This is a genomic window from Geomicrobium sp. JCM 19038 (assembly GCF_000698125.1).
Lineage (GTDB): Bacteria > Bacillota > Bacilli > Bacillales > Marinococcaceae > Geomicrobium_A.
This window is the reverse complement of sequence record NZ_BAXA01000015.1, coordinates 1-26,286: the sequence shown is the minus strand read 5'-3', so window position 1 is coordinate 26,286 and position 26,286 is coordinate 1. Positions and strand designations below refer to the sequence as shown.

Sequence of the window (26,286 nt, the reverse complement as noted above, 5' to 3'; positions counted from 1 at the left end):
AAAAAAATTGTACTTATGAATATAGCTCATTCAACGTTGTTATCGTAGCTAAAATATGCAAAACAAAAGCGGCTGTTGTGGAAATGACGCCTGCGAGAGTATAGTTAGCTAAAGTCCATCAGCTGACAACACTCTTGGCAAGCGTAACCACATAAGCCGCATCATCCATTTATTAGTTTTCATTTATTAACAGCCTGAAGCAACGAATACTAGCTACTTTCTTCTATTGTAAGATTTCTTCTAAATAACGTCGCTCATAATAATGTCCTGCAATCGTTGACACTTGCCTTGCCAATTGATAATTGCTGTACGCCCCCACTGCAATTCCTGCAATAGGAATGCCTTGAACCATCTTCTTTCTTAAGACAGAAATCATCATTAACTTCGCAATTTGGCGCAACGGTTGTTGGAACCACTCTACAGATGTAACTTCCTCATTGCCACCATAAAAGACAGGAAAGCGCCCCATCCATATTTCTTTCTCGGCTTGTAGCTCAGTCCAACCTTCATATTGCGATTTTCTCGGAAGCGTAGCAACGTGGAAGGCTTTTAAGGCAATCATCATTTCTCTTGGATGTCTAAGGTCATTGCCAAACGACATTGCTGCCAATTGAACCGTGCGTAAGTTAGTAGCAAGCATTAGCGGTAAGTCTGCTGCTAATAAAAACGGTCCACCAAGACCCGTCAAGCCACCTTGTCCAAACGACAATAAGCGTTGTTTGGCCGTTTGTTGTTCAAGGATGAACTTGTTCTGTTCAAACGAAAGTTGATTCAACTCAGAAATGTGTTCAATGCGATGATTAAACACTTTTGCAGTGGATAAGATACGTTGCTCCGCTTCAACTTGTGCACTCGAGTTCAAGATGAGTGTTTGTGTATAAAACATAAAGCGATCAACAAGTTCTACGAGCTTTTTTTCATAACGCTTTGGTAACACATCTTGACTGTTCGTTAACTTACGATGTCGAATCTCTTCAGGGAAATATACATCTTCCCATTCATACAACTCACGAAGTCTTTCGTGAAGCTTTGCTTCATCCATGCCATCACCTTCAGTTATAAATGTGATCAAACCATTCGTTAATTTTAGCCATCATGTCTGTCATCGCTTCTGCACGCGTAAACGATGGAAGTTCTGCGAATAAAGCTTGTTGTGGTGCCACAACATCTTGGCCTTGCTTTTGTAGCATCCAAATGCTCTTACCATGCCGTTCAGCTTTAAACATCGTATCAGGAAGTTGCAACATTCCAAGCGTAATCGTCTCTTTTCTCATGAATGTACGGAACGCTTCCGAATGTTCTCTTGTAAACATATCATTTGGAATTAATAAAAGCATAACTCCACCTGGTTTTAATGCACGTAAGCTGTTTTCAATGATTGCATATTCTGCCGGCATTCTTCCTTCACTAGGTTTCGTATTGAACGACTCCACGACCTCATCGTTCGTATAAATCCCATTTGGAAGGTCTGATACAATCACATCAACCGTTGGTATACCTTCTTCTTTCACACTGTCCATATTGTACAGTTCTAGTTCATATTGCTGTAAGTTCGACATAACGAACGCAAGGCGGATTAGTGACTCATCCACGTCCGCTCCAATTGCACGTTCGATGCCTTCAGTATGGTTCATCATAGCAGTAAGCATGTTTCCTGTTCCTACAGCAGGGTCGTAAACACTCACCCCTAATTGATCTTTTAATAAACGCTTTAACAAATACGACATAAAAATAGCAATACCATCAGGTGTCATCGCATGATGGGGTTGTACGGCTTGCTTCATCCCTTTTATAATCGCAAGTTGAAATGCCTTTCGAACGGTTTCGCGTTCCATTGTCATTTGATCAATCTTTTTAAATTGCTCTTCCATTTTCTTAAAGGCAACATCGGAGAGCGGTTGTTGCATAATGCTTCCTTGGAATAAATTATCTCCAGCAAGCGCAAGTGTCTCCAAGTAACTGCCATGCCCTTCATTACTTAGCGTTTCAGCCATTTCATCCAATACGTGAAACAACTGATCTGTATCTATTTGACGTTCCATCTTTTCACCTCGAATACAATCTTGTTCCAGTTTATCACGTTCGTTCCCTACATCTCTACCTTCAGAAGAGGAGCACACAAAATAATCCATTTTCATACAATGATTACGCATTGCATGAAATGACATTCTGTGACAAGATAAAGGTCTGACTGTCCACATGTAAAATGACGTAACGAGGTGCTTCCATGTTGAAATCTAATAAAGTCCGCCATTTAATGCTCGGCACAATGAAATCTGCGAAATCTGCTCATTTATTGATGCACGGGTATCAATTAGATGAACAAGGGAAGAAGGTTTAACGTTAAAACCAGAAACAGACCTTCGAGATGGCGCTTTCGTTTCTTCACGAGCACTACATACGAAACGCCCCGCACACATTATCCCAAAGTACGATGAAGGATCTTATGTACAATCGATTATTGAGACTGAACGGCTGAAGTGATTCTTGTGGATGAATTACAATTTTTCACAGATGAACAAGTTGAAGCGTTAGCGAAAGCTTCCATTCGCTTTGATGTAGCCATCCAAGCGTACGGCTCATGATTTCATATACAGGTGAAATGTTCTCTCCGATTAAGCGTGCGATGGAATGTGGATTTACGATCCACCACCTTTCCATGCCATGTGCTCATTGTTCTCAAGATGCGACTCACCACCTTCTCTATTTAGATGGTGTTTTGCAAACGTCTGGTTCACCCATTAATGTTGAAGATTATGCGGATGCAACCCAAATCTATGAATCTGTTTGTTATGACTGTTATACAACGGCCATTCAAGCAGCTTATGCTTAACAACCACTGAAATGTTCTTCAGTGGTTTTTTTGTTATGGATTCTTTCCGCTAGAAAAAAACGGACTTTTGTGTCATAGTAAATAAACTTACATTATTTCACGAACGGTGATCTTGACTTTATTTGCAGAGGAGATGGGCGTGTTGGTTCGTATTCAAAAAGGTACAGTTATCGTATTACACCGAATGCAGCCAGATACGTACAGAATTGAAACAACGTACGGGGAAGTTCTCATTGAAGAAAGTCAGAATTATACGATTTATCTAACCGATGCGAAACTCTATCGCAATGGAAGCATTCGCGGGGTCTATTTAGGTCAAGGTGGGAAAGAGCTTATACGTGGGTCTAGTCGAACGCTTTTCTATGACCCTGTCTATGGGTATACGCTTCGAAACCGAACGGTCGTCCATAAAGGCCGTCTGCTTACGGTTGAGAACAAGCAACTTGCTGTGATGATCTTGCAAGATCCACCAACGAACAATTTCGCTTATGTTCTTCCTTATGACATACCGACCATTACACGGTTCCGCGTCGGTGATCAAGTAACTGTCCGGTCGAACCTCGTCGTTGGATGTGACTATTACAATGAAGATTCCAATACGTATGATACGTTCACTTCTCATATGGAACCTTTTAAAGGGCAACCTGGAAACGTAACTGAAGTCGATCGTAATGGGAAGTACCGACTCACGCTTTCAAGCATGTACCAATTTACAGATGAGATGCTCGTTGATGCTCTTGCAAAGAAAACGTACACACAAAACGTTGAAGTGGAAGAAACCATTCATACGGTTCAATCAGACATGATTAACGCAAAAATTGACCAAGCACTTGATGAGCGTCTTTACCTTACTGACCCAAGCGCTTTTCAGAAACTCGTTGACGAAAAGAAAGGGCTCACTTAAACATGACTCTGGGGTAGGTAAGGCAATGACAACGTAATCCATTGTTCTGTCGTGAAAACGTTAAACGTCTTTATCGTTACGCTGCTACTATTCATGCTATTCGTTGCTTGTACTAATTCTAATGCTGATCCAACAGATCACGATGAGACGCTTTTGTATATCGAGGGTGTAACCTCAGACATCAATAGGATGGGCTTTTCCTTTACGATTGATATTGAAGAAGATCCTCATTTATCAGACACTGTAATCGTGCGAATTCCAGCGAGTACTGTTTTTAAATTCGCTCAAGTTAAAAAAGGCGCTTCGATTAGAGTCGGGTATGATGGTGTAATGATGGAAAGTTATCCTGTTCAAATGACTGCAACAACTTTTGAAGTCATTGATCATTAGCATAAATTATATAGGAGCAACGACTCTAGATCTGTTTTCAAATAAAAAGGCTGTTTACTTATGACAATGCATTGTTATAGTCGGAATGCAATATTCTCAAGTATCGGTAACTCTTTGATCGTACTGAACCGACTCTTTTATCGACTAAATTTTTCCTAATGAATATACAGCTGTATTCAACATCTCGTCCATCTCTTTTGCCATTAATAGAACTTAGGTTTATTACTTTATTTATCTTTATTGATTAAAAGTGGCTTATGACTTACGATTATACACACCTAAGTTACTGCTTAATATTACTATTTTTTCAATTGAATTTTCTTTTATACTATTACAGAAAGAGGAGAAAATATTTGCATACTGTTGAATCTGTTAAGCACCGTTTTAAAGAAGTAGGGATCAGCGATACCTTCGGAACTAAAAAAGAAATAAAAGAGCTTCCTAAAATTCTTCATGATAATGAGGTTGTTAATTACGCTACCAGTGGATTTTTAGAAGGGAACACTTGGCTAGTCGTCTCAACGAACCAAAGGGTTATTTTTATAGATAAAGGTATGGTTTATGGCATTAAACAAAAAGAAATATTATTAGAAAAAATTAATTCTATCGCTCAAAAAAGAGGGATGGTGTTCGGCGAAATTCACATTTGGGATGGAGCAGATAAATTTATAATTAAACAGTGCATGAAAGCCACTGTACAACCATTTATTGATGCGACAAACGAAGCTATTAAAAAAGTTAAAGGGGCAACTATAAATTCTACTCATGAAATAGAATTAAGTAATTACGCTAAAATAAAAGAATTGAAAGAGCTATTGGATATTGGGGCAATTTCAGATGAAGAGTTCCAAACGGAAAAAAAGAAACTATTAGGATAATTAATATACTTAATACATAACTTTTCTTAACATCCTTTAAGACGTAAGAAAAACGACACATACAAGTATACGTCGTCAGAATGTCAAAATGGTGTTGTTCTAGTATAAATAAGAAGTGGAAAGTTAATGAACTTGTAGAGTTTAAAGCATCAAAGTAATACATTTTAACTTAGCATTTGTAAAACTTCAACATGTCATAGTAAAGCGGCTGTCGTGGCGAAGACGCCTGCGGGAGAAGCGTTAGCAGAAGATCATCGTGCGTAGCACGATAGCTGAGGCAACGCCCGCGGCAAGCGTAGCCACAGAAGCCGCCTACTCATTTACGAGAACATTTTCTAAACAGCGTCTGGCTCATCATTAGATGATGAGCCAGTTTATTGTGTGCTATTACTTAATAAGACTATTCACTTGTGCCAATGCATTGTCATAGTCAGGGTGATTGGTTGCCTCTTCAACATACTCAGCGTGTTGAATTGTTCCTTTATCATCAATGACGAAGACAGCGCGAGCAAGTAAGCGGAGTTCTTTCATGCCTAGACCGAAGCTTTGTGCAAATGAAAAGTCACGGTGGTCTGAGAGCATTTCAAGATTGTCAACGCCTTCTGCTGCACACCAGCGCTTTTGTGCAAATGGAAGATCTGCGCTAATTGTTAGGACTTGAACGTTATCTAATTTAGCTGCTTCTTCATTAAAACGTTTCGTCTGTTGTTCACAAACGCCTGTGTCGATGCTTGGAATCACACTAATTACGATCGTTTTACCTTCGTAATCTGCAAGTGTTTTCTCTTGTAGACTTGAATCAAGTACGGTGAAATTCGGCGCTTGTTCGCCTACTTTAACTTCATTTCCTACTAGCGTCATTGGGTTGCCTTTAAACGTTACTTTTGCCATGTATAATCCTCCTAGAGTAGATCCTTTACATCTAGTCTAATCGGAATTGGCAATGTCTGCAAATTTAAAAAGGCGGAGTTTCTTTTTTTGTGACATCGATTGGCGATAAACTTTGGTCTTCAATGTGCTCATTTCCTTGAATGAGATCCTTAATTTTCTCTACAACTTGAGGAGTAAGTTCAAGTAATTTCTCATAGAAGTGTGTGCCATTGTTCAAATGGATCATCTTAACGCCATGTGTTCCGACAATTAGAAAGGCAACCGGCGTAATGGACACACCACCACCACTACCTCCTCCAAACGGATGACGTTCTTCTTCATCCATCGCATGTCCAACGTTCATTTCTGTACCACCTGCTGCAAACCCAAAGCCTACTTTGGAAACAGGGATGATGACATTGCCATCTGGTGATTCAACGGGATCACCAATAATCGTATTCACATCGACCATTTCTTTAATGTTTTCCATTGCTGTTTTCATTAAACCTTGAATAGGATGTTCTGCCACGGCACGTTATGCCCCTTTCGTTACATGTTCCGTACGTTCATTCCGAGAGGATGTTTTTTGTAGCTTTTTGCTATGCATCCACATTTTAAGTAATGCTCGTATAGCGTGTCCGATTTGGAAAGTAACTATGCAACGAACATCCATATAAAACACCGGCGCCTGATAAAAGGGTGTCACGTGGAAATGTGGTCTAACTTGTAATTGTGTATAGGACGAAACGAGTTGAAGAATAAAAGCTTTTAACGTCCAAGCAATTCCAGCAGCAATGCCCGTTACCGCAGCATCCCCTGTCCCAAACGTTGTTGACCATTTCCATTGTTCAACGCGAACCGTCGCTAAAAACTTTCGAACGATCGTTCCAAGATGGGAAATGCCCTCAATCAATTCTTTAGAATCTTTCAGCCGATTCTCAATATCCCTCGGTGTCTCTTCTTTCACCTTTTTCTGTTTACGCTTTGAAAACAGTTTTGTCTCATCTTCCACAAAAACAAAAGAAAGGTTCTTTTCATCAAAACGAATGGCGGGTACGTCCCACGTTTTTTTTAGTAAGCCGCGCAACAGCTTCACTTGTAGTTCGCCGTTTGTATGTAAATTGGCTTGGAGGATGTGAATATGGCACGAAACACGAAGGAAGTACGTCACAACCCCGAATCCTAGCAATATGAGCGTTACGGCACTAACGATCAACCAAACCATTTTTTCCCTCATTTCTTAGACACTACTGTTGATAGTATCGACAAAACACTAATCGTATAAACGAAAAAAACCGGTGCAACGTCATTGCACCGGTTTCCAAACTATTCATCTTCTTCGTCTTCGTCTCGATCGGCAGGAATTTTCGTATCACGAATCACTCTCGTATCAGCAAGTAAATCATGAACGCCAGCCTTTTCTGGATGCACACCTACGACGATGTACATCAGGTTTGTAATGACAAGTACTCGGTGAATCATACGCCCCGGCACTTCACGGAAAAACACATCTGACCAACGCACCTTCGCTCCGTCTGCTCGAACAACTCGTAATCCAAACGCCATCTTACCGAGCGTTTGACCGAGATATCTCGTCATAACTGCAAAGTATACGTAAGCCATCGTTGCCGTTAACAATCCTTGAATTGTAAAGATGCTTAACAACGTAGGATTTGAGTCCATAAACATAAAGATTGGCGTAATGAGTATTCCATTTACTGCACCAACAATGAGCAAGTCTAATAAATACGCCCATAGACGAATCCAAAAACCTGCATAAATGCTCTCTTCAACCGTTTTTTGCATTGCCTCTTGCTTAGGAGGTTCATGATCGGTTTGATGAGGCTGTCGATCGTATCGATTTTCTTCATCGTATGTGTAATCCATCATTCCACTCCTTTAGTCTTGATAGAGATACATTAAGCGTGGTGCATTTGAATGTGTAATCAATTGCTCGAGTTGATTCATCGTTACACGCTCACTTGCAAGTGTTTCCGCCGCAAGTCCCCAAATTGAACCGACTCCAAAATCTGTCGTGTAATGTACGACTGTCGCATTAAGATCTAAGTTCTCTTGCATTTGATCAATTGTATGTTCAAGATCACCAACGCCATCAATTAAGCCGTTTTCTAGCGCTTGATTTCCAGTGAATAATTGCCCTTGAGCAAGTTCTCGCACTTCGCTTTCAGTAAGATCATCGCGACCGTTGACGACAACCTCGACAAACTCTTCAAACATGTCATCGACCATGTCCTGTAGCAGTTGCTCTTCTTCTGATGTCATTTCACGAGTGGGACTCATGATGTCTTTGTACTCGCCAGATTTAATAACGTTGTGGCTAATTCCCCACTCTTCAGCAAGTTCGGCAAAGTTGATGCTGTCCATAATAACACCAATTGAGCCGGTAATCGTGCCCGAATGTGCCGAGATGTAGTCTGCAGGTGCAGCAATATAATAACCACCAGAAGCTGCCATACTACCCATTGATACATATACTTCTGTATCAAATTCTTCTTGTGCTCGCACAATTCGATCATGAATCGCTGCACTTTCAACGACGCCTCCACCTGGCGTGTTTACGTTAATGACAATACCATCGACGCTTGCGTCTTCGGCAGCGACTTCTAACATTTGCATAAACACACGGTGATCATAGCCGCCTCCTGCAAAAAGACCTCCTTGAGAACCTGTATCCATAATCATGCCATCTAAGTCAATGACGGCAATTTGACCGTTCGTTCCTGTTTCCATAATCTCCTGACGAAAATCGCCTCCATCAAGTTCGAACATGTCAGATAAATTCGTTGAAGCAATTGCACTAAAAAATTGAAACATCGATGAAACGACTAGTACAATTGCTGCAACAGCAAGAGCAATCCAACGTTTTACTGTCACAGTATTTCCTCCTCTAAGTTAAACCTCTTTTGCAAACACGACTTTGTCGTTAACGATCGTATAAGCGACCTTAAGATCTAAAAGCTCATCGTACTGATCCTCCGTAAATTGAAAAGGATCTTCATGAAACACGGTAAAATCACTTGCATACCCAGGAGCTAATTGTCCAAACTGCTCTTCTTTCCCAATTGCAGACGCACTACCGGACGTATAAAGGCGAAACGATTCGTAAATGGATAAGCACTGTTCAGGCTTAAAACGGGCACTCGATTCTCCTCTTGCTCTCCTTGTCACAGCAGCGTGAATGCCAATTCTAGGGTCTGGAATTTCAATTGGTGCATCAGAACCCCCTGCACAAGCAATTTTATTCGCTAATAGCGTTTTCCATGCATACGCGTGCTCAAGCAACGCTTCATCGACAATCGTACGGACCCACGGAAAATCAGAAACTGTAAATTGTGGTTGAAGATCAAGCACAACTGGCATCGCTTTTAATTCTTCCATAAGGTCGGCTCGAACGATTTGCAAATGAATCAGTCGATCTTTTTCCGGGTAGTTCGGTGGATGCTTTTTAAGTATACGAATCGTTTGGTCAAGAGCCTGATCTCCAATTACATGTACGGCGATCGTCATCGATAAGTTTCGCGCTTTTACAATTAACGCTTCTAATTCATCATCTCGATGAATGGGCACTCCTACATTACTTTCTTCTCCAACGTAAGGTACTGATAGCCATGCCGAATGTCCACCAAGAGAGCCGTCCGCAAAAATCTTCATGCTCCCAAAAGTTTGGTATTCATTTGCAAGTTTCGTTCCCCGTTTTAATTCAAGCCACTCATCCACCGCATCATGATGTACGAGGTGGTGAACGCGGAATTTGCGGGTGTCTCCTTCAATTACCTCACGATATGTGTCAATGACAGACGCAGGAGAATTGTAATAAGCTAAGTCTTCAGTATGTACCCCAGTTAGGCCCATTGTAACCATTTGCTCATACGCTGCTGTTAACGCACGGTTCATCGTGTCGTTCGTATACCTTGGGCGCACAGCATGTATTATATCTTGCGCCTCTTCAAGAAGCAAACCATTAAGCCCATCTTCATCACGACCAATAACCCCACCACTTGAATCCGGAGATTCGTTGGTTAACCCAGCAAGCGCTAACGCTTTTGAATTAACAATCATCGCATGACGACAAATGCGGGTGAGCATAACTGGCCGATCTGGAAACCGTTCATCAAGTTCTCGTCGGTGAATAACCGTAGCAACCTCCCACTCATTCTCATTCCAACCTTCGGCAATTAACCAGTCGCCTGATTGTAGCGTTTGTGCCTTCTCTTCTAACTTCGAAAACACTCCCTCACGACTTTTCACTTGAGAAAGATCAAGGCGTAGTTGTTGAAAACCATACCCTAACATATGTGCATGACTGTCTACGAGACCCGGAATAATCGTTTTTCCTTTGTAGTCAAAGTACTCGGTCACTCTGTCATGATATTTCGCTTGAAGGTCTTCTTTCGATCCGAGTTCTACAATTGTTCCGTCTTCTGAGAACAACGCATCAAATCTAGAATGTTCTGACGTTAATGAATAGAATTTACCATTAAAATACAACGTACCCATCATTTCCTCCTCAATGTAAGGTGCTTGGCAACCAAAAAGGTCGCCAAGCTACTCACCTTTTATAACAAATCATCAAACTCATCCGTGCTGTCTTGGTGTTTAATGAGCATCGTTTCTTTTCCTGCAAGCGATTGACTTACTAAATCTTCAATATCAAGGTTCGTCTCAAACATTTTTGCTTTTTCAAGCTTCGGCTTTGTTTTCGATTCTTGAGGTAAGAAAATTGTACAACAATCTTCATACGGCAAAATCGACGTTTCATACGTGCCGATTTCCATCGCGATGTCCATCACTTCGGTTTTGTCCATTGTAACGAGTGGACGCAACACCGGAAGCGAGCTTGCTTCTTCAATGGCGTGGATGCTTTCTAGTGTTTGTGATGCGACTTGACCGAGCTCTCGCCATTTACGAGCGCGAGTGCTCGCTGTTCATGCGCGACTTGTTCTGAGATTCTCATCATCATCCGTCTCGTGATTGTCATCGCATAATAAGATGGAATTTTTTGATGGATTTCTTGTTGCACCTTTGTAAAGGGAATAAGGTGCAACCGAACGGCACCACCGTAAACAGCCATCTGTTTCGCAAGATCTATCACTTTTTGTTTCGCTCGCTCATTCGTATACGGAGGACTATGAAAGTGAACGGCTTCTACAACCGCACCGCGCTTCATGGCTAGGTATCCTGCAACTGGACTATCAATACCACCAGACAATAGAAGCATCGTTTTACCTGAACTTCCGACAGGAAGGCCTCCTCTTCCCATCACACGACCTGCACTCAAGTACGTACCGTGCTCGCGCACCTCAACGTGCAATTCAACATCGGGGTTATGAACATCGACCGTTAGATGTTCTGTGTTTCTTAAGACATACGATCCGATTTCGTAGTTCATTTCTTGTGAGTTTAATGGCGTTTGTTTATAGGAACGCCTTGCCGTCACTTTAAATGTTTTTGCGGTCAAGTCTTCGTTCATCATATAAAGCGCTGCTTTTTGAATATCTTCAAGTTCTCTCGTCGTTTTTACTGCTTTTGATAACGAGACGATCCCGAATATATTTTGAAGACGCGCCATGATCTGGTTAGCATCGTCTTCATCGCCCACTTCAACGATCAAACGGCCAAAAATTCGCTTTGCACGTGCAGAACCAATTTCCCGTATTGCTTGATTTATGTTCCCTTTTAAAATTTGTTCAAACTCATTACGATTTTTGCCCTTAAGGGCAATTTCACCGTAACGAACGAGTATATGATCGACTTTCACAACTTCACTTCCTTTATCGTTCGAACTTCAGCTACCATTTCATCAAGAGCTTCTAGAAAGGTCACGATTTCACTTCTCGTCGTTTCATACGATAGGCTCATGCGTAGTGCCGTAGAAGCCCTTGTTAGATCTTGAAACTGCTCATATAGTACAGCACTTGCACTTTTTTGCTTTGATGAGCATGCCGACTTTGAAGAAACATAGATGCTTTGTTTGCTTAATGCTTGAATGAGTACTTCTGGTTTTGTTCCATCAATTGATACGTTTACGATATGAGGCGCACTCGGCTCGTTTGGCGTGTTCAAATGCATACCCATACGTTGTCGCAATTGCTCCATTAAGAATGTTTTTAGTGTTTGTACATGTTGAAGCTGTTCGTCACGCTTCATTAAAGACAAGCGAATCGCCTTCGTTAATGCCGCAATCGCAGGAACGTTTTCGGTTCCAGAACGTACACCAAATTCTTGACCGCCACCGTGGATAAGAGGAACGAGCGTAACAGTATCTCTCACAAATAAAAAGCCGCTTCCTTTCACACTGTGAATCTTATGACCAGATATCGTGCATAGATCGATTCCGGCTGTATGAAAATTAAGAGGGACTTTTAAGAAACCTTGCACATGATCAACATGAAAGCGTATCTTTTCAATGTCTTTTAGCTTTTGTCCAATCGCTTCGATTGGTTGAACGGCTCCAGTTTCATGATTCACATGCATGATGGATACGAGAATCGTTTCTTCTGTGATTGCATCCATAACAGATTGAACGGATACAAGACCTTCACGATTAACCGGCAAGTACGTAACTGTAAAGCCTAGCGATTCTAGGTATTGAAACGTTTCTAATACCGAAGGATGTTCAATTGCAGTTGTAATCAAGTGCTTTCCACGATCTTGTCTTGTAAAAGCTGCCCCTTTAATCGCGAGGTTGTTCCCTTCTGATCCTCCAGAAGTAAACACGATCTCTTGAGGGAAAATTGATAACTGCTTTGCGATCGATCGCCTTGCTTCTCTAATTAGTTGCTCGCTCTTTGACCCTTGATTGTGTAATGAAGAAGGGTTCCCAAAATAGTCGATGCTTGCTTTCGTAAATGTATTCATAACCTCAGCGTACGGTTTCGTAGTTGAGCTATTATCTAAATATATCATTGTGAAGCCACCTCACAAATGTCGCTTTCTATCCAGCAGAACATTATAGCACACTTTTTAGTCAAAGATAAGCGCGGGACGAATGGCCCCGCGCTACGTTTATACGTTTTGATATTGTTTCGTTTCTTCTTTGTCTGTTTCTTCATCCCATGCTGATTCTAATTGGCTTAGTGCAACTGGTACGTGGCGATTTAAAACATCTGTTAATCGTTCAATTGCCTCTTCATAGAACCCATTTCTAAACTCCCATTCACCAGAATGCAGTTCATCTAATAGCGCTGGGTATTGATTGCGGTACCGGTTTCCAAATTGCAACAAGCGCTCTGCCCACGCAGCCGACTGAATGGTAGTTTGCACCGTCATAACCGCTTTTCCTACTTGATGTTGACCAAGCTCTAAAGCGTCCTTTACAGCCTTCATCTCAAGTGGAGTCATCTCAAGCAAAGCAGTTGCCTTCTCTAATTCTCTCTTGGCTTGATCAAGTTCTGATACGAGCACCTCAGGTACGGCTGGTAAGTGGCTTTTTTGTATCTTCATTTGCACTTCCATAATTTTCTTCCGAAGAAGGGCAAGCTCTTCATAAGCTTTCAATTCATCGCTTCGTAACTCTTCCAATCGAACCATTGATTCTTTCACATCGTTTTCAATCGTTACAATTCTCTCTTCATGACGAGAAAGTGTTGCTTTTAAGTCAATGAACGACTGTTTACGATGTTCATGAAGATCTTGAAATACACGTTGCTCTTTTTCAGTATCTTGTAGTTCTTTAAGAACTTGCTCGTACACATTGTGTTCTCGTTCGGGCAAATGGTAGCTTTCTTTCACCCTACTTTGTTCTTGCTCTAACTGCACGATGCCCTCATTCACTTGAATGAATCGCTTACGAAGCTCTTGTACTTGCTTTTCAACTACGCTTCTAGCATCTACTTCTTGCTCAAGTGTATCGTACATTTCTTCAATCTGTTGTTTAACAACTTTAATCTTCTCTTCGGCATAATCAACGTGCAACTTCTCCGTTTCATCTTTGATGTTCGGTAGAAGTTCACGTAATTCCGCTACGTCTTCTTTGAGCGTGAAATGGCTTAAATCAAAACCGTTCTCTTCCATCTCATCCATTCCAGCAACGATCTGATTCAATTCACTAGGAATGTTGACATTAATTTCGACTAATTGACCGGGAATGGTTTCTAACCACGTATTCACTTGTTCAATCTGTTCTGTTATCGCAATAAGACGTTTGCGGGCACTCATATAGTTCCCAGCCTTCGTATCTTCGAAATACGCTTCAAGCTCTTCTTTGCACTGTTCAACGTGTTCTTGAATCGTAGCACCCGCTTCACCTAAGGCGCGGCTTTGTCTTGATAGTAACGCTCTTGTATCTTTAAGGCGATCAGATACATCATCAATTTCATTGCGATTTTGTTGCTCACTACTTACGAGCTCATCGACTTCACTTCGAATTAAAGCGATCTCGCTTTCAACATGGTCGAGATTCTCTGATGCGCGGTCAATCGCTTCATTCGCTTTTTTGAATTGGTATTTGTTAGCCGCTTCTTCAATATCAAAAAGCTGAAGCTCTATTTCTTGAAAACGATCTTCGACAATCGTATCCCAAGCACTACGCCAGCGTTCAAAGTTCTGCTCGGTTTCTCCAGAAATCGTTAGTCCTTTCACACGACTAATCTCATCTGCAATTGGCTCATTCATAACTGCATTCTTCCGCTTATCAAGCGCATCAACACGTTGATAGATTTTCCGTCTAAACCAAGCGCCATAGGCAATTCCAGCAACTAAAAGGAGTCCGATGGCGATGACTATAATCGTAAACATTTCGCTCACCCCAATATGTTCATACAACTGATCGTTGTGTGATGTTCAATCGTACTTTATTCCGTTTTATGTAATTATAAAAACCCTACTTATCATTATCGTTAATGAGAATCATAGAAATCTTTTATGGTAATCTTTGTGTCTATTTACTATATTAACATGTAAGCCTCATAAATAGGAAAACAAAAGCCGAATAGGAGGAAATTTTCATATGTATGATGGACATGTTCATACACCTTACTGCCCCCATGCAGTTCAGCTTCTTTTATAGATTATGTTGACGCGTTGAGACGTCAAGGGTTTCAAGGGGCTACTTTCTGTGAACACGCTCCTTTGCCTCACTCATTTGTTGACCCGACGCCAAAACAAGATAGTGGGATGTCACTTGCACAACTTCCTCATTACTTAGAGGACTTGCAACAGATCAAGAAAGAATATGAACATCATTTCACGATTAATATCGGATTAGAAGTCGATTTTATTGAAGGGTATGAAGAAGAAACGAAGGAATTATTGGATGAATACGGGCCTAAGCTTGATGACGCAATTCTATCCGTCCATTTTGTAAAAACGAAAGATCACTACCACTGTATTGATTTTAGTGAACAAGCTTTCCAACTTTTCTATGAACAAGCAGGGTCGGTCGAACGGGGCGTTCGTCGTTATTATGAAACTGTCACGAACTCTATTCATGCAAATTTAGGTCGTTATAAACCGACCCGAATTGGCCACCCGAGTCTTGTAAGAAAATTCCAGCGAAATTTCACCCTTCCAAATGACGAAGCTTGGCTTTTACAAGTGTTATACCAAATCAAAGCATACAATTACGCAATTGATACCAATGGGGCAGGCACAATCAAACCAAAATGCTTAGAGCCTTATCCTCCGACGTTTATTCTGAATGAAGCAACGAAACAGAGGATTCCACTCGTTTATGGCTCTGATGCCCACCATCCAACTGGCATTGCCCAAGGATACGAAACGTTACGTACTTTCCCACTTGGCTCACCGACACTGTATTAAATCATCATCGGTAGAGGCAAGTCCTTCGTTTTATGATCTTTACACAATTGCAGTTCGATGAACTGCTTCACGTGTTTCATGTAGTGTATAACAAAGGTGTCGTCATTTGGTTCTAGATGAAACACTTCACGAATGTATTGCGCATGAAGAAATGGCATCGTAATCATGCCACGTAAATGTAGAATTGCCCATTCTTTACGCATTTGTGTAAAAACACCTTGCTTTCGACCTTGTTCATATACAAGCGAAAAATAATGTTTTTCTTTCATAAAATAACTTGCCATCACTTCGCGAACGAGCATTGAATCGAGTGTCATTTCGCGTAAAACAAGTCTTGCTTTGCGGTGATGGGTTCGTTGGTATTCCATTGCCGACTCGACCATGGCGAGCAATCGATCAAAGCTTGATGTCTCACGTCGAATTCCATCTTCAATGGCTTCTAAATAGCCAATTAAATAGTCATTTAAAATCGTTTCTAACAGACCTTTTTTCCCGCCAAAGTAATAGGAGATTAATGCGACATTGACCTTCGCTTTGTCTGCAACCGCTCGTACAGAAGTTCCGTTGTACCCTCGCGTCATAAAGAGGTCTACTGCGGCTGTAATCACCGCTTCTTTTGTTTTCGTGCTTGCAGCATTCGTCAATTCAAACACTCCTCTCAATAGATGACCGTATCGTTAATCATTCTTTTTGAAAGGCATACTTCCTGCAAAAGCTTTACGACTATATGTCTGCTCGTTCTACATGTTATAATTCCTTTAGACAAGAAAGAAATGGAGAGGGGTACTTTTTATGTTTGAACCTGTCACTTATGATGGAAGTTTGCAAAAGAAATACGAAATGCTTTACAAGCAATTAGATGCATTACTTGAAGATGAGACGGACAATACTGCCAACATGTCAAACGCATCAGCACTGTTAAATCAATTTCTAGATCGTACGAATTGGGTCGGGTTCTATCTAATGAAAGACGGAGAACTTGTATTAGGTCCTTTCCAAGGCTTACCTGCTTGCGTACGCATTGCTGTCGGTAAAGGTGTTTGCGGAACAGCTGCAGAAACGAAAGAAACGCAAGTCATTCAAGATGTTCATCAGTTCCCTGGCCATATTGCCTGTGACGCTGCTTCACAATCGGAAGTCGTCGTTCCGATCGTCGTAAATGATGAGGTAATTGGTGTACTTGACATTGATTCTCCAGAAAAATCACGCTTTACTGAAGAAGAAGGCGAACTACTCACACGCTTTGTTGAACGCTTACTCCCACACATTACTCATTAATTCTTGATTTGAACCGAAGTGATCGACAACACCTTGGCATCGATCACTTCTTTTGTGTCAACGCTTAGTAGGTAACGCTGTAGAAATGACGTGCTCCCACGTCTCTTCTTTTGTTTTATAACTCGCAAATTCATCGGAACGCTCAGCTAATTTTAGCGCTGTTGTAGCGTTAAACACCGTCGTCAACGGTTCTAACAGACCGTTCATCGCTAAGTATCCTTCAATCGGCTTCGTGTTCCCACTTTCTTTTTCTTTAAATGCATAGGAAAGATAATGTCGCAAGTAATTGTGGGCAAATGTTGGATCGCTCAACTCTCCATCACCTACATAGTGCACGCCAGACCATTGCAAATCAGACAATCCACTCGTCCACCACGCAGGAGCAATGACACGTTGCTGCATTTGCTCAAAAACATGCTTCGTCCACTGAGGTGTTTGTACTTTCAAGCATTCATCTAACACTTCAGCTTCCATTGCCGCAACGCTAATCCCTTGCCCAAACAAAGGGTCAAAATTACAAAAGGCGTCTCCAAGAGCAAGTAAACCTTCTGGTCATACGTCTTCACACTCATAGTGTTGCCTCACACACTCTTTAATACGATAGCTTAGTGGTGCTGACTCCGAAACAAAGAATCCGGAAAGTTCAGCAACCTTCGAGCTTATAAGCTCGTTAATTTCATTTTCGAATGCCTCTTCATCCGTAGATGGATAACGCGCACCTCCTGCAAAGTAAAGAATAATCCTGCGCGACCGTTTTCTTGATGAGATAATAATCACTGCGTAGCGGTTTCACCAATATTCTAGAGGAATAGTGCAATTATCGATATAGGTACATCCGGCAATCTAAGTAAGGAGATACTCAAACCTCCCAACAAAAAGAACCGTCTGCCTGAAAGCGAGACGGTTCCTTATGAGCGATCACTCTATAACCCAGACATGCCGGACATGCCGTAGTATTTATTTATTCCCTTTTTATGCTCATCTGTGAGTTGCTCATGAGTTGGGGCATCTTTAAGCTTCTCCAAATCAATATCAACGTGTGCACGTTCTGTGGTTGGATCAAACTCTTTAAACTTCTGTACTGGAATGAGGTGGTGGGTTTTCTTCAGTGCCGTACCCGTGTTCACTTCAATAAATTCAACTTGCCACGTTCTACTATCGAACACAATATCATCAATTTTGCCGATCTTCTCCCCACGGGCATAGACCGAATAAGACGTTAAATCTTTAGAGCTTTGTAAATGATAATTCACGTCTTCCGTCGTTTCTTCTGAGATTTGAGCTTCTTCGCTCTCAATGACAGCCTCGACTGCAACCGGGGATAGGGGACCTACAGTCGGATAAGGGTGTGTGCACTTTGCGCCATACCGCCTGGAGCCGTCCAATAATAAGGTAGCCCGTAATGACTTAAAATCCTCTCTTCATGCGTCCTTGAAATCGGTTCTTTTTCATCGGGCTTAGGGCTGTCTTTAATTTCTTCTTTTGTCGCAGAAAGGTGGAGAAGCTGAGCGTCTATCTCCATTCGCTCCACACTGTCAGGACTTAGTATTACTTTGCCTCCGAAAAACCAAGGCCTTGTATCTGCAATGATATAACGTACTTTCCAATTTCCAACGCTGTCAAAATAAACATCATTTACCGTTCCAAATTCATCGTCAGTCGTTGATAAAGCAAACTGTGTGAACGCATCGACTCGGAAATTCAAAATAAAAACCTCCTAGTATACTTACATAGTAGTCAATACCTCTTTTGGTTGTCCTTTAAACCAATGAACAAACTGACTCATAATCGCACAAAAAAGGCTCCACTAACTTCGTTAGCAGAGCCTGTGTAATTAATAAGTTGATTGTGATTGTCCACCTGTCACAATTGCAATTCCTGAGCTTGTTCCAATGCGATCTGTTCCTGCATCGATGTATTCTTTCGCATCATTTGCGTTCTTCACTCCGCCTGATGCTTTTACTTTTGCAAGGCTACCGACTGTTTCTTTCATTAAACGAACATCAGAAAGCGTCGCTCCACCTGTATGGAATCCAGTAGATGTTTTCACAAAGTCTGCTCCAGCTGCAACGGCACGCTCACAAGCCACTACCTTTTCTTCATCCGTAAGTTGACTCGTTTCAATGATAACTTTTACGACTGCACGTTTGTTACTCGCCTTAACGACAGCTGCAATATCTTCTTCCACTTCATCAACGAGGCCAGACTTCAACGCACCAACGTTAATGACCATATCAACATCGGATGCTCCGTGTTGGATCGCTTGCTCGGTTTCAAATGCTTTCACTTCTTTTGTTGTCGTGCCGTGCGGGAACCCGATTACTGTCGTCACGCCAACCTCTGTGCCTTCAAGCGCTTTCACTGCCGTCTTCACCCAGTACGGATGAACGCATACCGTTTTAAAGTGGTAATCTTTCGCTTCCTGACATAATGCTACGATGGCCTCTTTCGTTACTTCTGGCTTCAATAGCGTATGATCAATATAAGATGCTAGCTCATTAGCATTCATTCAGGTCACACCTTCCTTAACAGTTTCCTACCTACTATATCATGATTTCCATCGTAATCGAGAGGTTGACTTTTCATCCTGATCTTTATACAATGGTAGTTGTGTTAAAAGGCAGCCTAGGTGAACTTATACGTGCTCATTTTGTTCCTCAACTGTATTTCTATACACGAAGAGGTGCATCACTAACTCCTCGCTGTCGGAGCGAAGATGTGTGAAAGCAAAATGTCCGAATAAGAGATTGCCACTGTCCGTCTTTTTCACGCAAATTTATCGTGATGAAGGAGGAGCTATTACTATGGCTCGTTATACAGGTCCAGCTTGGAAAAAGTCACGCCGTCTTGGAATCTCTCTTAGCGGTACTGGCAAAGAATTAGAAAAGCGCCCATATGTTCCAGGTGAACATGGTCCAACTCAAAGAAAGAAACTTACTGAATACGGTGTTCAGCTTCAAGAGAAGCAAAAACTTCGTTTCATGTACGGTTTGAATGAGCGTCAATTCAAACGCACATTCGATAAAGCAGGTAAAATCGACGGAGTACATGGTGAGAACTTCATGATCCTTCTTGAATCTCGTCTTGACAACCTCGTTTACCGCGCTGGTCTTGCTCGCACTCGTCGTGGAGCTCGCCAACTCGTTAACCACGGACACATCACTGTTGATGGTAAGCGTGTAGATATTCCTTCTTACACACTTAAGCCAGGACAAGTATTCGGTGTTCGCGAAAAGTCTCAAAACCTCACTTCAATCAGTGAAGCACGTGAATCAATTGCTTTCACACCAGAATACGTAAACGTAGACGGTGAAAAGCTTGAAACTACATTCACTCGCCTTCCTGAGCGCTCTGAGCTTTCTTCTGAAATCACAGAAGCGTTAATCGTTGAGTGGTACTCTCGTTAATGATTGCTTAAAAACCATCCTAATCTCAGTGATTAGGATGGTTTTTTAGTGAGTAATCTGCTTTTTCATCGTATAGTTACTAAGCTTCATCCACGAATTGTTGCCATTTGACGCCTCACTAATTTAAACCCATGCGCATCAAAAAACGGTCGCGCATTCTCACTAGCATCCGTTGTCATGAATTTATGACCAGCTCCCTTAGTAAATTGCTCTAATTGCTTAAGCAGTTGACTCGCAATGCCTCGACGTTGCATCGTTGGCAGCACAAAAAGCCGATCGACGTAGCCATCACCTCTAAGATCTGCAAAGCCTACGACTTGATATTCGTGCAAAGCAACGAGCGTTCTATTCTCTTTGAACATTTCAGACCACCGAGATGCCTCGTATTCTTGCTCTTCAAGCGGTGCCCAAGCTAGGCGTTGTGCTCTTGAGTAGAATTTTTCTTCGGAATAGTGAACGGCTTGAATGAAACAATGAATTATACCTTTTCGATCACTTTCCTTATCGCATCGTAGCTTTATTACGTTCGCCTCCAAACGTAAAAAAGGACAACGCATTCGTTGCCCTTCTTTTTATGTGTGTTAGACTTGCTGTACTAATGAGTTACTCTAACACGTTTACGGAACGCACTCAAGGTTATTGCCGAATTTTTATGAATCGTACGCATTTAAAGCGTTGACGCCGTGAGCGAGTGCAGAACCTGCTTTTAGTGCCGTTGCAACCATTACTGCTTCTGCTACTTCTTCTTTTGATGCTCCTGCTTTTTTGACACCATCTGTATGCAATTCAATGCAATACGGACATCCCGTCGTATGCGCGACCGCAATTGCAATTAATTCTTTTTCCTTCTTCGTAAGTGTACCTGGCTTTAACGCTTCTTGGTCAAACTCAATAAAGGTCTTGAATGCGCCAGGACTAAGTTCTTTTAGCTCTGGTAATCGTTTAAAGTAGGAAGATTCATAAAGCGAATCTTCAGTAAAATCATCGTACGCGTTTAAAGCATTCACACTATGTGCAATCGCTGAGCCTGCTTTAAGTGCTGTTGCGACCATCACTGCTTCTGCCATCTCACCTTTTGTTGCTCCTTTTTGTTTTACTTGGTTTACATGCAGCTCAATACAATAAGGGCACCCCGTCGTATGAGCAACAGCAACAGCGATGAGTTCCTTTAACTTCCCATTTAATTGACCTTCTCGTAGCGCTTGTTGATCAAACGCCATAAATGCTTGAAAAGCAGCCGGAGCAAGTTCTTTAAATTCTCCTAAGCGACTAAAATATGATTTGTTATACATTCGTCTCACTCCTAAATAATAGCTTTGTCGATCTATTCTTACAATTTACCATAAAATACGCACCGGGGACAGTCCCCCGGTACGTTAAAGGGCTGGGGGACTGTCCCCAGTGTTTTATACAGTTAGTTTCGCGAATTTACGTTTTCCTACTTGAACGATCATCTCGTCTTCTACGGTTATTGTCGTTTGAATATCCTCTTGCTTCTCTTCATTAATCTTCACGCCACCGTTTTTGATCATTCGGCGCGCTTCCCCTTTAGAAGGTAGCATGTTCAATTCAACGAGAAGATCAATCAGTGAAATCTCACGATCTTTTTCCCATTTCACGACCGGTAAATCTTCCGGGAGCGCGCGCTTTGTGAAGACCGTTTGAAAGTAACGTTGCGCTTCTTCTGCCGCTTCATTGCCATGGTACATTTCAACAAAGTGTTTTCCGAGGTTTTGCTTTGCATCTCTTGGATGGACTGAACCGTCCGCTAATCCTTTTTCAAGAGCTTCGACTTCTTCTAATGGAATGTCAGTCGCAAGCTTGTAGTATTTAATCATTAATTCGTCTGGGATACTCATTGATTTACCAAAAATCTCGTTAGGCTCTTCGTCAATGCCAATGTAGTTGTTCAATGACTTCGACATCTTACGTACGCCGTCTAGCCCTTCAATTAATGGAAGCGTCAAGGCAACTTGCTTTTCTTTCCCATATGCGTCTTGAAGTTGGCGCCCCATCATTAAGTTAAACGTCTGATCCGTACCGCCCACTTCAATATCTGTATCCATCGCAACCGAATCATACCCTTGCATTAATGGGTAGAAAAATTCATGAATTGAAATCGGTAAATTGTTTTTGTAACGGTTATTAAAATCTTCACGCTCGAGCATCCTTGCAACCGTTAAGTTCCCCGACAACTGAATAACATCTTCAAAGTTTAGCTTACTTAACCACTCAGAATTGTAGTAGAGTGTCGCTTTATCCATATCAATAATCTTACCGTATTGCTCTACATACGTTTGTGCGTTTGCAGCAACTTGTTCGCTCGTTAAAACTTTTCTCGTTTCTGACTTTCCACTTGGATCGCCAATTCGTCCGGTGAAATCCCCGATTAACATTTGCACGTGATGACCGTATTCTTGGAATTGACGTAATTTGTGTAGCACAACCGTGTGACCGATGTGTACGTCAGGTGCTGAAGTCCATCCCTAATTTAATATTTAGTGGCTTACCTGTAACGACACTTTTAGCAATTTTATCTCGAAATGCCTCTTTTGGGACGATCTCAACGATACCACGCATCAAATCTTCCACTTGACGGTCAACAAGCTCGGTTTGTTCTGGTGTTAAGCTCCATTGCTCTGACATGTAACTTCCTCCTAATTAAAATTAAACATAAAAAAAAACGCCACCCCCAAAAAAGGGACGAACGTGTCGCGGTACCACCCTTGTTGAGAATAGCAACTCTATTCTCCACTCGGCTCTTTAACGCAGAGTTCACGTTCACTTACGGGAAAGTTCGGGCAATGTAATTCATTTAACGTTCTGGATCGACTCGCAGCAACCGTCGACTTTCTGTACCAATAAGCGCTAAACTACTTCGTTACCGTCATGACTTTTATGTTATAGCGATGCTTCATGTTATATCACGAGGAATTCATCATGTCAACTGTATGCTCTATCGCCTTTATGGAAAACTAACGGGAAATCGGTAAGAGGAAAATATCTAACATTATCGAATTTGTACTAGAGCTGTTGATTAGTATGTTAAAAAGTATGCTATAATATGCGTGATTTTGTATGGAGGTGAGTGATGAAGTCTCGTATTCAGCAATTGAATAACTGGCTTGATTCTTTACGCGATAAACGGTATATCCAACGTATTAATTTGACAAGTCTAGTTCTATGGAATTTATTTATTATCATAACCGTCACGTTACTACTCGGAACAACCTTTGTAGGAGCAGCTGGAGCTGGATATTTTGTTTCTCTCGTTGAAGGAGAACCTGAATATACAGAAGCACAAATGAAAGAAGAAGTATATAACTATGAAGAAACGAGTGAAGTATACTTTGCCAATGACGTTTACTTAGGTGAGCTTCCTTCTATATTAGAACGCCGGGAAGTCGAACTTGAAAACGTTTCAAACTATGTACAAGCAGCACTTATTTCTACAGAAGATGAATACTTCTATGAACATAACGGAATTGTTCCTAAAGCAATCATGCGAGCGACGTTCCAAGAGTTTGTAGACACTGGCATGCAAACTGGAGGAAGTACGCTCACACAACAAATTGTCAAAAATCAAATGCTATCCAGTGAAGTTTCTTTTGATCGAAAGGCAAGAGAAATGATGATCGCCATGCGTCTTGAGAATTATCTTGATAAAGACGACATTTTAGAAGCGTACTTAAATATCGTTCCTTTCGGACGCAATGCAGGGGGGACTCAGATTGCTGGAATTCAAGCAGCTGCCAACGGCATTTTCGACGTTGAGGCTTCTGAATTAAATTTACCGCAATCTGCGTTTATTGCAGGAATTCCTCAAAATCCATTTTCTTACACACCTTTTGATGGAAATGGAGATTTAAAAGAAGACCTCACGGCGGGTCTTAGTCGAATGAATACCGTTCTTTATCGAATGGTCGATGCGGGTATGATTACCGTAGAAGAGTACGAAGAAGCGAGAGACTATGACATTGTCAGTGATTTCACAGACTCAGCACCTCGCAACAGCTTTGAACGGTATCCTTACATTACGAATGAATTGGAACGACGTGCGATTCCAATCTTACGTGATTACTTTTTGGAAAAAGATGGCGTTGACTTAAGTGAGTACGAATCAGAAGAACGTGAATCCATTCGCAGTGATTATTACGCCAGAGCTGAGACCCAACTTCGATTAGGTGGGTATCGCATTCATTCCACGATTAACAAAGACATTTATGATGCAATGGAAGAAGCTGTTGAAAACGGCAATTTATTCGGTCCGAATTCGAATGATGGATCATCGAGCAAGTCGGTGCCGTTATGCAAGATAATGAAACGGGGGCCATTTTAAGCTTTGTTGGTGGTCGTGACTTTGAAGAAGAATCGTTTAACCTTGCTACGCAAGCAAGGCGCTCTGTCGGTTCAACGGTAAAACCGTTAATGCCTTTTGCTTCGGCTATGGAGCGAGGCATCGTGCAGCCTGGTGTTGTTGTTCCAGATGTACCGACAAATTACCGTGGCGGTGGAACATTTAGCAACTTTGGCGGTGGCTATGCAGGCATCCCATCCGTGCGAGATACGATTACAAACTCTCGAAACACCCCTTCTGTACGAACGCTATGGGAGTTGCCTGAAGAAGAAACGTACGATGAACTTCTACAACTCGGATACAGACCACAAGAAGATCATCTTTTGCAATCCTATGCACTCGGGGCCTTTACCGCAACGGTAGAACAGAACACGAATGCGCTGTCAACGCTCGCGACTGGGGGAACTCGGAATCATTCCTACATGATTGATCGGATTGAGACTCATACCGGTGATGTCATCTATGAACATGAGTCAGAACAAACTGAGGTCTTCTCACCTCAAACGGCGTACCTAGCCATAGACATGATGCGAGATGTCGTTTCAAGCGGTACAGCATCTAGAATCCCTGGGCTTACGAATTTTGGCGGTGACTGGGCTGGTAAAACCGGAACGTCTCAAGATACGTACGACTATTGGTTTGTCGGCATGAATCCTAAAGTAAGCTTTGGCGTCTGGCTCGGTTATTCTGAGCATCGATCACTACAAGGCGATTACGCGCCTCGGAATCAACGATTATGGGCCACACTAATGAATGCTGCAGTTGAAGCAGATTCTGATGCAGTTCTTTCGGATGATCGCTTTTCACAACCCGATGGTATCGTGCGTCAATCAATCTGCGGAATAAGTGGATTGCTTCCGTCACAAGCGTGTTATGATGCAGGCCTCGTCAATACAGACCTCTTTAACAGCGCCCATTTACCTTCAGAATATGACGATTCCTTAAGTGGCACTCGTTACGTTACAATTAGCGGTCAAAGCTATCTTGCGTATGACGATACGCCGAGTGAATTTACAGATACTGGCTTCTCCGTTAATTCCACATTTTTTAGTGGTGTTGACATTAGTAACTACTTGCCAGAAAGCTTGAGCGGTAACCTCGTTCCAGAACGGGATGCCCCAGTCGTAGATGGAAATCCATCTGAAGTAACAGGTGTTAGTTCTAGCGGCGGCACGATTAGCTGGGCTCAACATGGAGCAGGAGATATTGTCGGCTATCGAATCTATACAGCGAGTGGTGAACATGTCGCTAGCGTAAAAGGCAACACAACAACAAGCTACTCCGGGGTATCATCTGGTCAAAGTTACTATGTAGCTGCCGTAGATACACTAGGACGCCAGTCAGGCGCTTCATCCGTCACGGAAACCGAACCTGATGAGCCTATTGAAGAAGAGGAACCACCAGAGTCTGATCTTCCAGAAGAAGACGCTCCTAGTGAAGGCGATAATGGGAACGACGAGGACACCGAACCACCAGAAGAAACACCTCCTAACGGAGATGACGGTGACGATGAGCCAACTGAACCTGAGCCTGAACCTGAACCAGACGATCCACCTACAACGGATACGTAAAATAAAAACCGCACCCTC

The 26,286-nt window shown here is 42.0% G+C and carries 27 protein-coding genes, 2 pseudogenes and 1 other annotated feature; of the genes and pseudogenes, 9 read left to right on the top strand and 20 right to left on the bottom strand.

The genetic code is table 11. The features are described 5' to 3' along the window. Positions 1–223: 223 nt before the first annotated feature. A complete protein-coding gene (locus JCM19038_RS16485; RefSeq protein ID WP_042420190.1) occupies positions 224–1,042 on the bottom strand; it encodes an EcsC family protein in 819 nt (272 codons plus the stop codon). A gap of 10 nt (positions 1,043–1,052) precedes the next feature. After that, positions 1,053–2,042: a class I SAM-dependent methyltransferase gene (locus JCM19038_RS16480; RefSeq protein ID WP_042420187.1), complete on the bottom strand. Its 990-nt coding sequence runs from the start codon at positions 2,040–2,042 to the stop codon at positions 1,053–1,055. Between the two features lie 539 nt (positions 2,043–2,581). Here JCM19038_RS16480 and JCM19038_RS16475 point away from each other — a divergent pair. From JCM19038_RS16475 to JCM19038_RS16460, 4 genes are all read left to right on the top strand, one after another. After that, entirely contained in the window at positions 2,582–2,833 is a 252-nt protein-coding gene (locus JCM19038_RS16475) for a hypothetical protein (RefSeq protein ID WP_042420185.1), read from the top strand. A gap of 142 nt (positions 2,834–2,975) precedes the next feature. Beyond that, positions 2,976–3,737 (top strand): hypothetical protein, encoded by a 762-nt coding sequence (locus JCM19038_RS16470; RefSeq protein ID WP_042420183.1) that lies wholly within the window; start codon positions 2,976–2,978, stop codon positions 3,735–3,737. Between the two features lie 51 nt (positions 3,738–3,788). Then, positions 3,789–4,127 carry a DUF3221 domain-containing protein gene (locus JCM19038_RS16465; protein ID WP_042420181.1) on the top strand — a complete coding sequence of 113 codons (339 nt, stop codon included), beginning with the start codon at positions 3,789–3,791 and terminating at the stop codon, positions 4,125–4,127. Between the two features lie 353 nt (positions 4,128–4,480). Beyond that, on the top strand, positions 4,481–5,005 hold the full coding sequence (locus JCM19038_RS16460; protein ID WP_042420180.1) for a PH domain-containing protein: 525 nt from the start codon (positions 4,481–4,483) through the stop codon (positions 5,003–5,005). A gap of 387 nt (positions 5,006–5,392) precedes the next feature. On the opposite strand, the gene tpx is transcribed toward JCM19038_RS16460, so the two are convergent. The 9 genes and pseudogenes from tpx to JCM19038_RS16415 form a co-directional block, all read right to left on the bottom strand. Then, positions 5,393–5,896: a thiol peroxidase gene (tpx, locus tag JCM19038_RS16455; protein ID WP_042420177.1), complete on the bottom strand. Its 504-nt coding sequence runs from the start codon at positions 5,894–5,896 to the stop codon at positions 5,393–5,395. Positions 5,897–5,960: 64 nt separating this feature from the next. Next, positions 5,961–6,404, bottom strand: a complete 444-nt coding sequence (ytfJ, locus tag JCM19038_RS16450) for a GerW family sporulation protein (RefSeq protein WP_042420174.1) — start codon at positions 6,402–6,404, stop codon at positions 5,961–5,963. A gap of 6 nt (positions 6,405–6,410) precedes the next feature. Further along, complete coding sequence (locus JCM19038_RS16445) at positions 6,411–7,100, bottom strand: DUF2953 domain-containing protein (RefSeq protein ID WP_042420171.1); 690 nt, start codon at positions 7,098–7,100, stop codon at positions 6,411–6,413. Between the two features lie 101 nt (positions 7,101–7,201). Continuing rightward, positions 7,202–7,762, bottom strand: coding sequence for an RDD family protein (locus JCM19038_RS16440; protein WP_052361854.1), 561 nt, complete (start codon positions 7,760–7,762; stop codon positions 7,202–7,204). Positions 7,763–7,774: 12 nt separating this feature from the next. Next, positions 7,775–8,770 carry a signal peptide peptidase SppA gene (gene sppA, locus JCM19038_RS16435; protein WP_052361852.1) on the bottom strand — a complete coding sequence of 332 codons (996 nt, stop codon included), beginning with the start codon at positions 8,768–8,770 and terminating at the stop codon, positions 7,775–7,777. An 18-nt stretch (positions 8,771–8,788) separates the two neighbouring features. After that, on the bottom strand, positions 8,789–10,393 hold the full coding sequence (locus tag JCM19038_RS16430) for an amidohydrolase (protein ID WP_042420170.1): 1,605 nt from the start codon (positions 10,391–10,393) through the stop codon (positions 8,789–8,791). 59 nt (positions 10,394–10,452) lie between these two features. After that, a pseudogene (gene thiI / locus JCM19038_RS16425) lies at positions 10,453–11,654 on the bottom strand (tRNA uracil 4-sulfurtransferase ThiI). Continuing rightward, the gene (locus JCM19038_RS16420) at positions 11,651–12,802 is read right to left on the bottom strand and encodes a cysteine desulfurase family protein (RefSeq protein ID WP_042420168.1); all 1,152 of its coding nucleotides are present in this window, start codon (positions 12,800–12,802) and stop codon (positions 11,651–11,653) included. The pseudogene thiI and the gene JCM19038_RS16420 overlap by 4 nt, the downstream one beginning before the upstream one ends. Before the next feature lie 99 nt (positions 12,803–12,901). Then, the gene (locus JCM19038_RS16415) at positions 12,902–14,632 is read right to left on the bottom strand and encodes a septation ring formation regulator EzrA (RefSeq protein WP_042420166.1); all 1,731 of its coding nucleotides are present in this window, start codon (positions 14,630–14,632) and stop codon (positions 12,902–12,904) included. A gap of 285 nt (positions 14,633–14,917) precedes the next feature. Here JCM19038_RS16415 and hisJ point away from each other — a divergent pair, with 285 nt between their 5' ends. Further along, complete coding sequence (hisJ, locus tag JCM19038_RS16410) at positions 14,918–15,655, top strand: histidinol-phosphatase HisJ (protein ID WP_238554471.1); 738 nt, start codon at positions 14,918–14,920, stop codon at positions 15,653–15,655. Here the strand turns inward: hisJ and refZ are convergent. Then, a complete protein-coding gene (refZ, locus tag JCM19038_RS16405; RefSeq protein ID WP_052361850.1) occupies positions 15,652–16,299 on the bottom strand; it encodes a forespore capture DNA-binding protein RefZ in 648 nt (215 codons plus the stop codon). The genes hisJ and refZ overlap by 4 nt on opposite strands. A 148-nt stretch (positions 16,300–16,447) precedes the next feature. On the opposite strand from refZ, the gene JCM19038_RS16400 reads away from it, so the two are divergent. Further along, complete coding sequence (locus JCM19038_RS16400; RefSeq protein ID WP_042420163.1) at positions 16,448–16,933, top strand: GAF domain-containing protein; 486 nt, start codon at positions 16,448–16,450, stop codon at positions 16,931–16,933. A gap of 57 nt (positions 16,934–16,990) precedes the next feature. On the opposite strand, the gene JCM19038_RS21235 is transcribed toward JCM19038_RS16400, so the two are convergent. The 5 genes from JCM19038_RS21235 to deoC all read right to left on the bottom strand — a co-directional run bounded on the left by JCM19038_RS21235 (position 16,991) and on the right by deoC (position 19,442). Continuing rightward, complete coding sequence (locus JCM19038_RS21235) at positions 16,991–17,407, bottom strand: hypothetical protein (protein ID WP_152549488.1); 417 nt, start codon at positions 17,405–17,407, stop codon at positions 16,991–16,993. Positions 17,408–17,485: 78 nt separating this feature from the next. After that, entirely contained in the window at positions 17,486–17,710 is a 225-nt protein-coding gene (locus JCM19038_RS21230; protein ID WP_052361846.1) for a hypothetical protein, read from the bottom strand. Between the two features lie 146 nt (positions 17,711–17,856). After that, a complete protein-coding gene (locus tag JCM19038_RS16390; protein WP_081831866.1) occupies positions 17,857–18,318 on the bottom strand; it encodes a PRC-barrel domain-containing protein in 462 nt (153 codons plus the stop codon). After that, a complete protein-coding gene (locus JCM19038_RS16385) occupies positions 18,264–18,638 on the bottom strand; it encodes a PRC-barrel domain-containing protein (protein WP_052361843.1) in 375 nt (124 codons plus the stop codon). Before JCM19038_RS16385 ends, JCM19038_RS16390 begins: the two co-directional genes overlap by 55 nt. 129 nt (positions 18,639–18,767) lie before the next feature. Continuing rightward, complete coding sequence (deoC, locus tag JCM19038_RS16380) at positions 18,768–19,442, bottom strand: deoxyribose-phosphate aldolase (protein WP_042420161.1); 675 nt, start codon at positions 19,440–19,442, stop codon at positions 18,768–18,770. 295 nt (positions 19,443–19,737) lie between these two features. Here deoC and rpsD point away from each other — a divergent pair, with 295 nt between their 5' ends. Continuing rightward, on the top strand, positions 19,738–20,340 hold the full coding sequence (rpsD, locus tag JCM19038_RS16375; protein WP_042359683.1) for a 30S ribosomal protein S4: 603 nt from the start codon (positions 19,738–19,740) through the stop codon (positions 20,338–20,340). Positions 20,341–20,426: 86 nt separating this feature from the next. Here rpsD and JCM19038_RS16370 read toward each other — a convergent pair whose 3' ends face one another. From JCM19038_RS16370 to tyrS, 3 genes and pseudogenes are all read right to left on the bottom strand, one after another. Beyond that, entirely contained in the window at positions 20,427–20,897 is a 471-nt protein-coding gene (locus tag JCM19038_RS16370) for a GNAT family N-acetyltransferase (protein WP_081831865.1), read from the bottom strand. Between the two features lie 93 nt (positions 20,898–20,990). Then, positions 20,991–21,632, bottom strand: coding sequence for a carboxymuconolactone decarboxylase family protein (locus JCM19038_RS16365; protein WP_042420160.1), 642 nt, complete (start codon positions 21,630–21,632; stop codon positions 20,991–20,993). Between the two features lie 114 nt (positions 21,633–21,746). Next, a pseudogene (tyrS, locus tag JCM19038_RS16360) lies at positions 21,747–22,986 on the bottom strand (tyrosine--tRNA ligase). Positions 22,987–23,036: 50 nt separating this feature from the next. Then, positions 23,037–23,240, bottom strand: a binding site (T-box leader). 191 nt (positions 23,241–23,431) lie between these two features. On the opposite strand from tyrS, the gene JCM19038_RS23930 reads away from it, so the two are divergent. Both JCM19038_RS23930 and JCM19038_RS23925 read left to right on the top strand, forming a co-directional pair. Further along, entirely contained in the window at positions 23,432–24,679 is a 1,248-nt protein-coding gene (locus tag JCM19038_RS23930) for a transglycosylase domain-containing protein (protein ID WP_052361842.1), read from the top strand. Further along, a complete protein-coding gene (locus tag JCM19038_RS23925; RefSeq protein ID WP_052361840.1) occupies positions 24,649–26,268 on the top strand; it encodes a penicillin-binding transpeptidase domain-containing protein in 1,620 nt (539 codons plus the stop codon). Before JCM19038_RS23930 ends, JCM19038_RS23925 begins: the two co-directional genes overlap by 31 nt. The last annotated feature ends 18 nt before the right edge of the window (positions 26,269–26,286 follow it).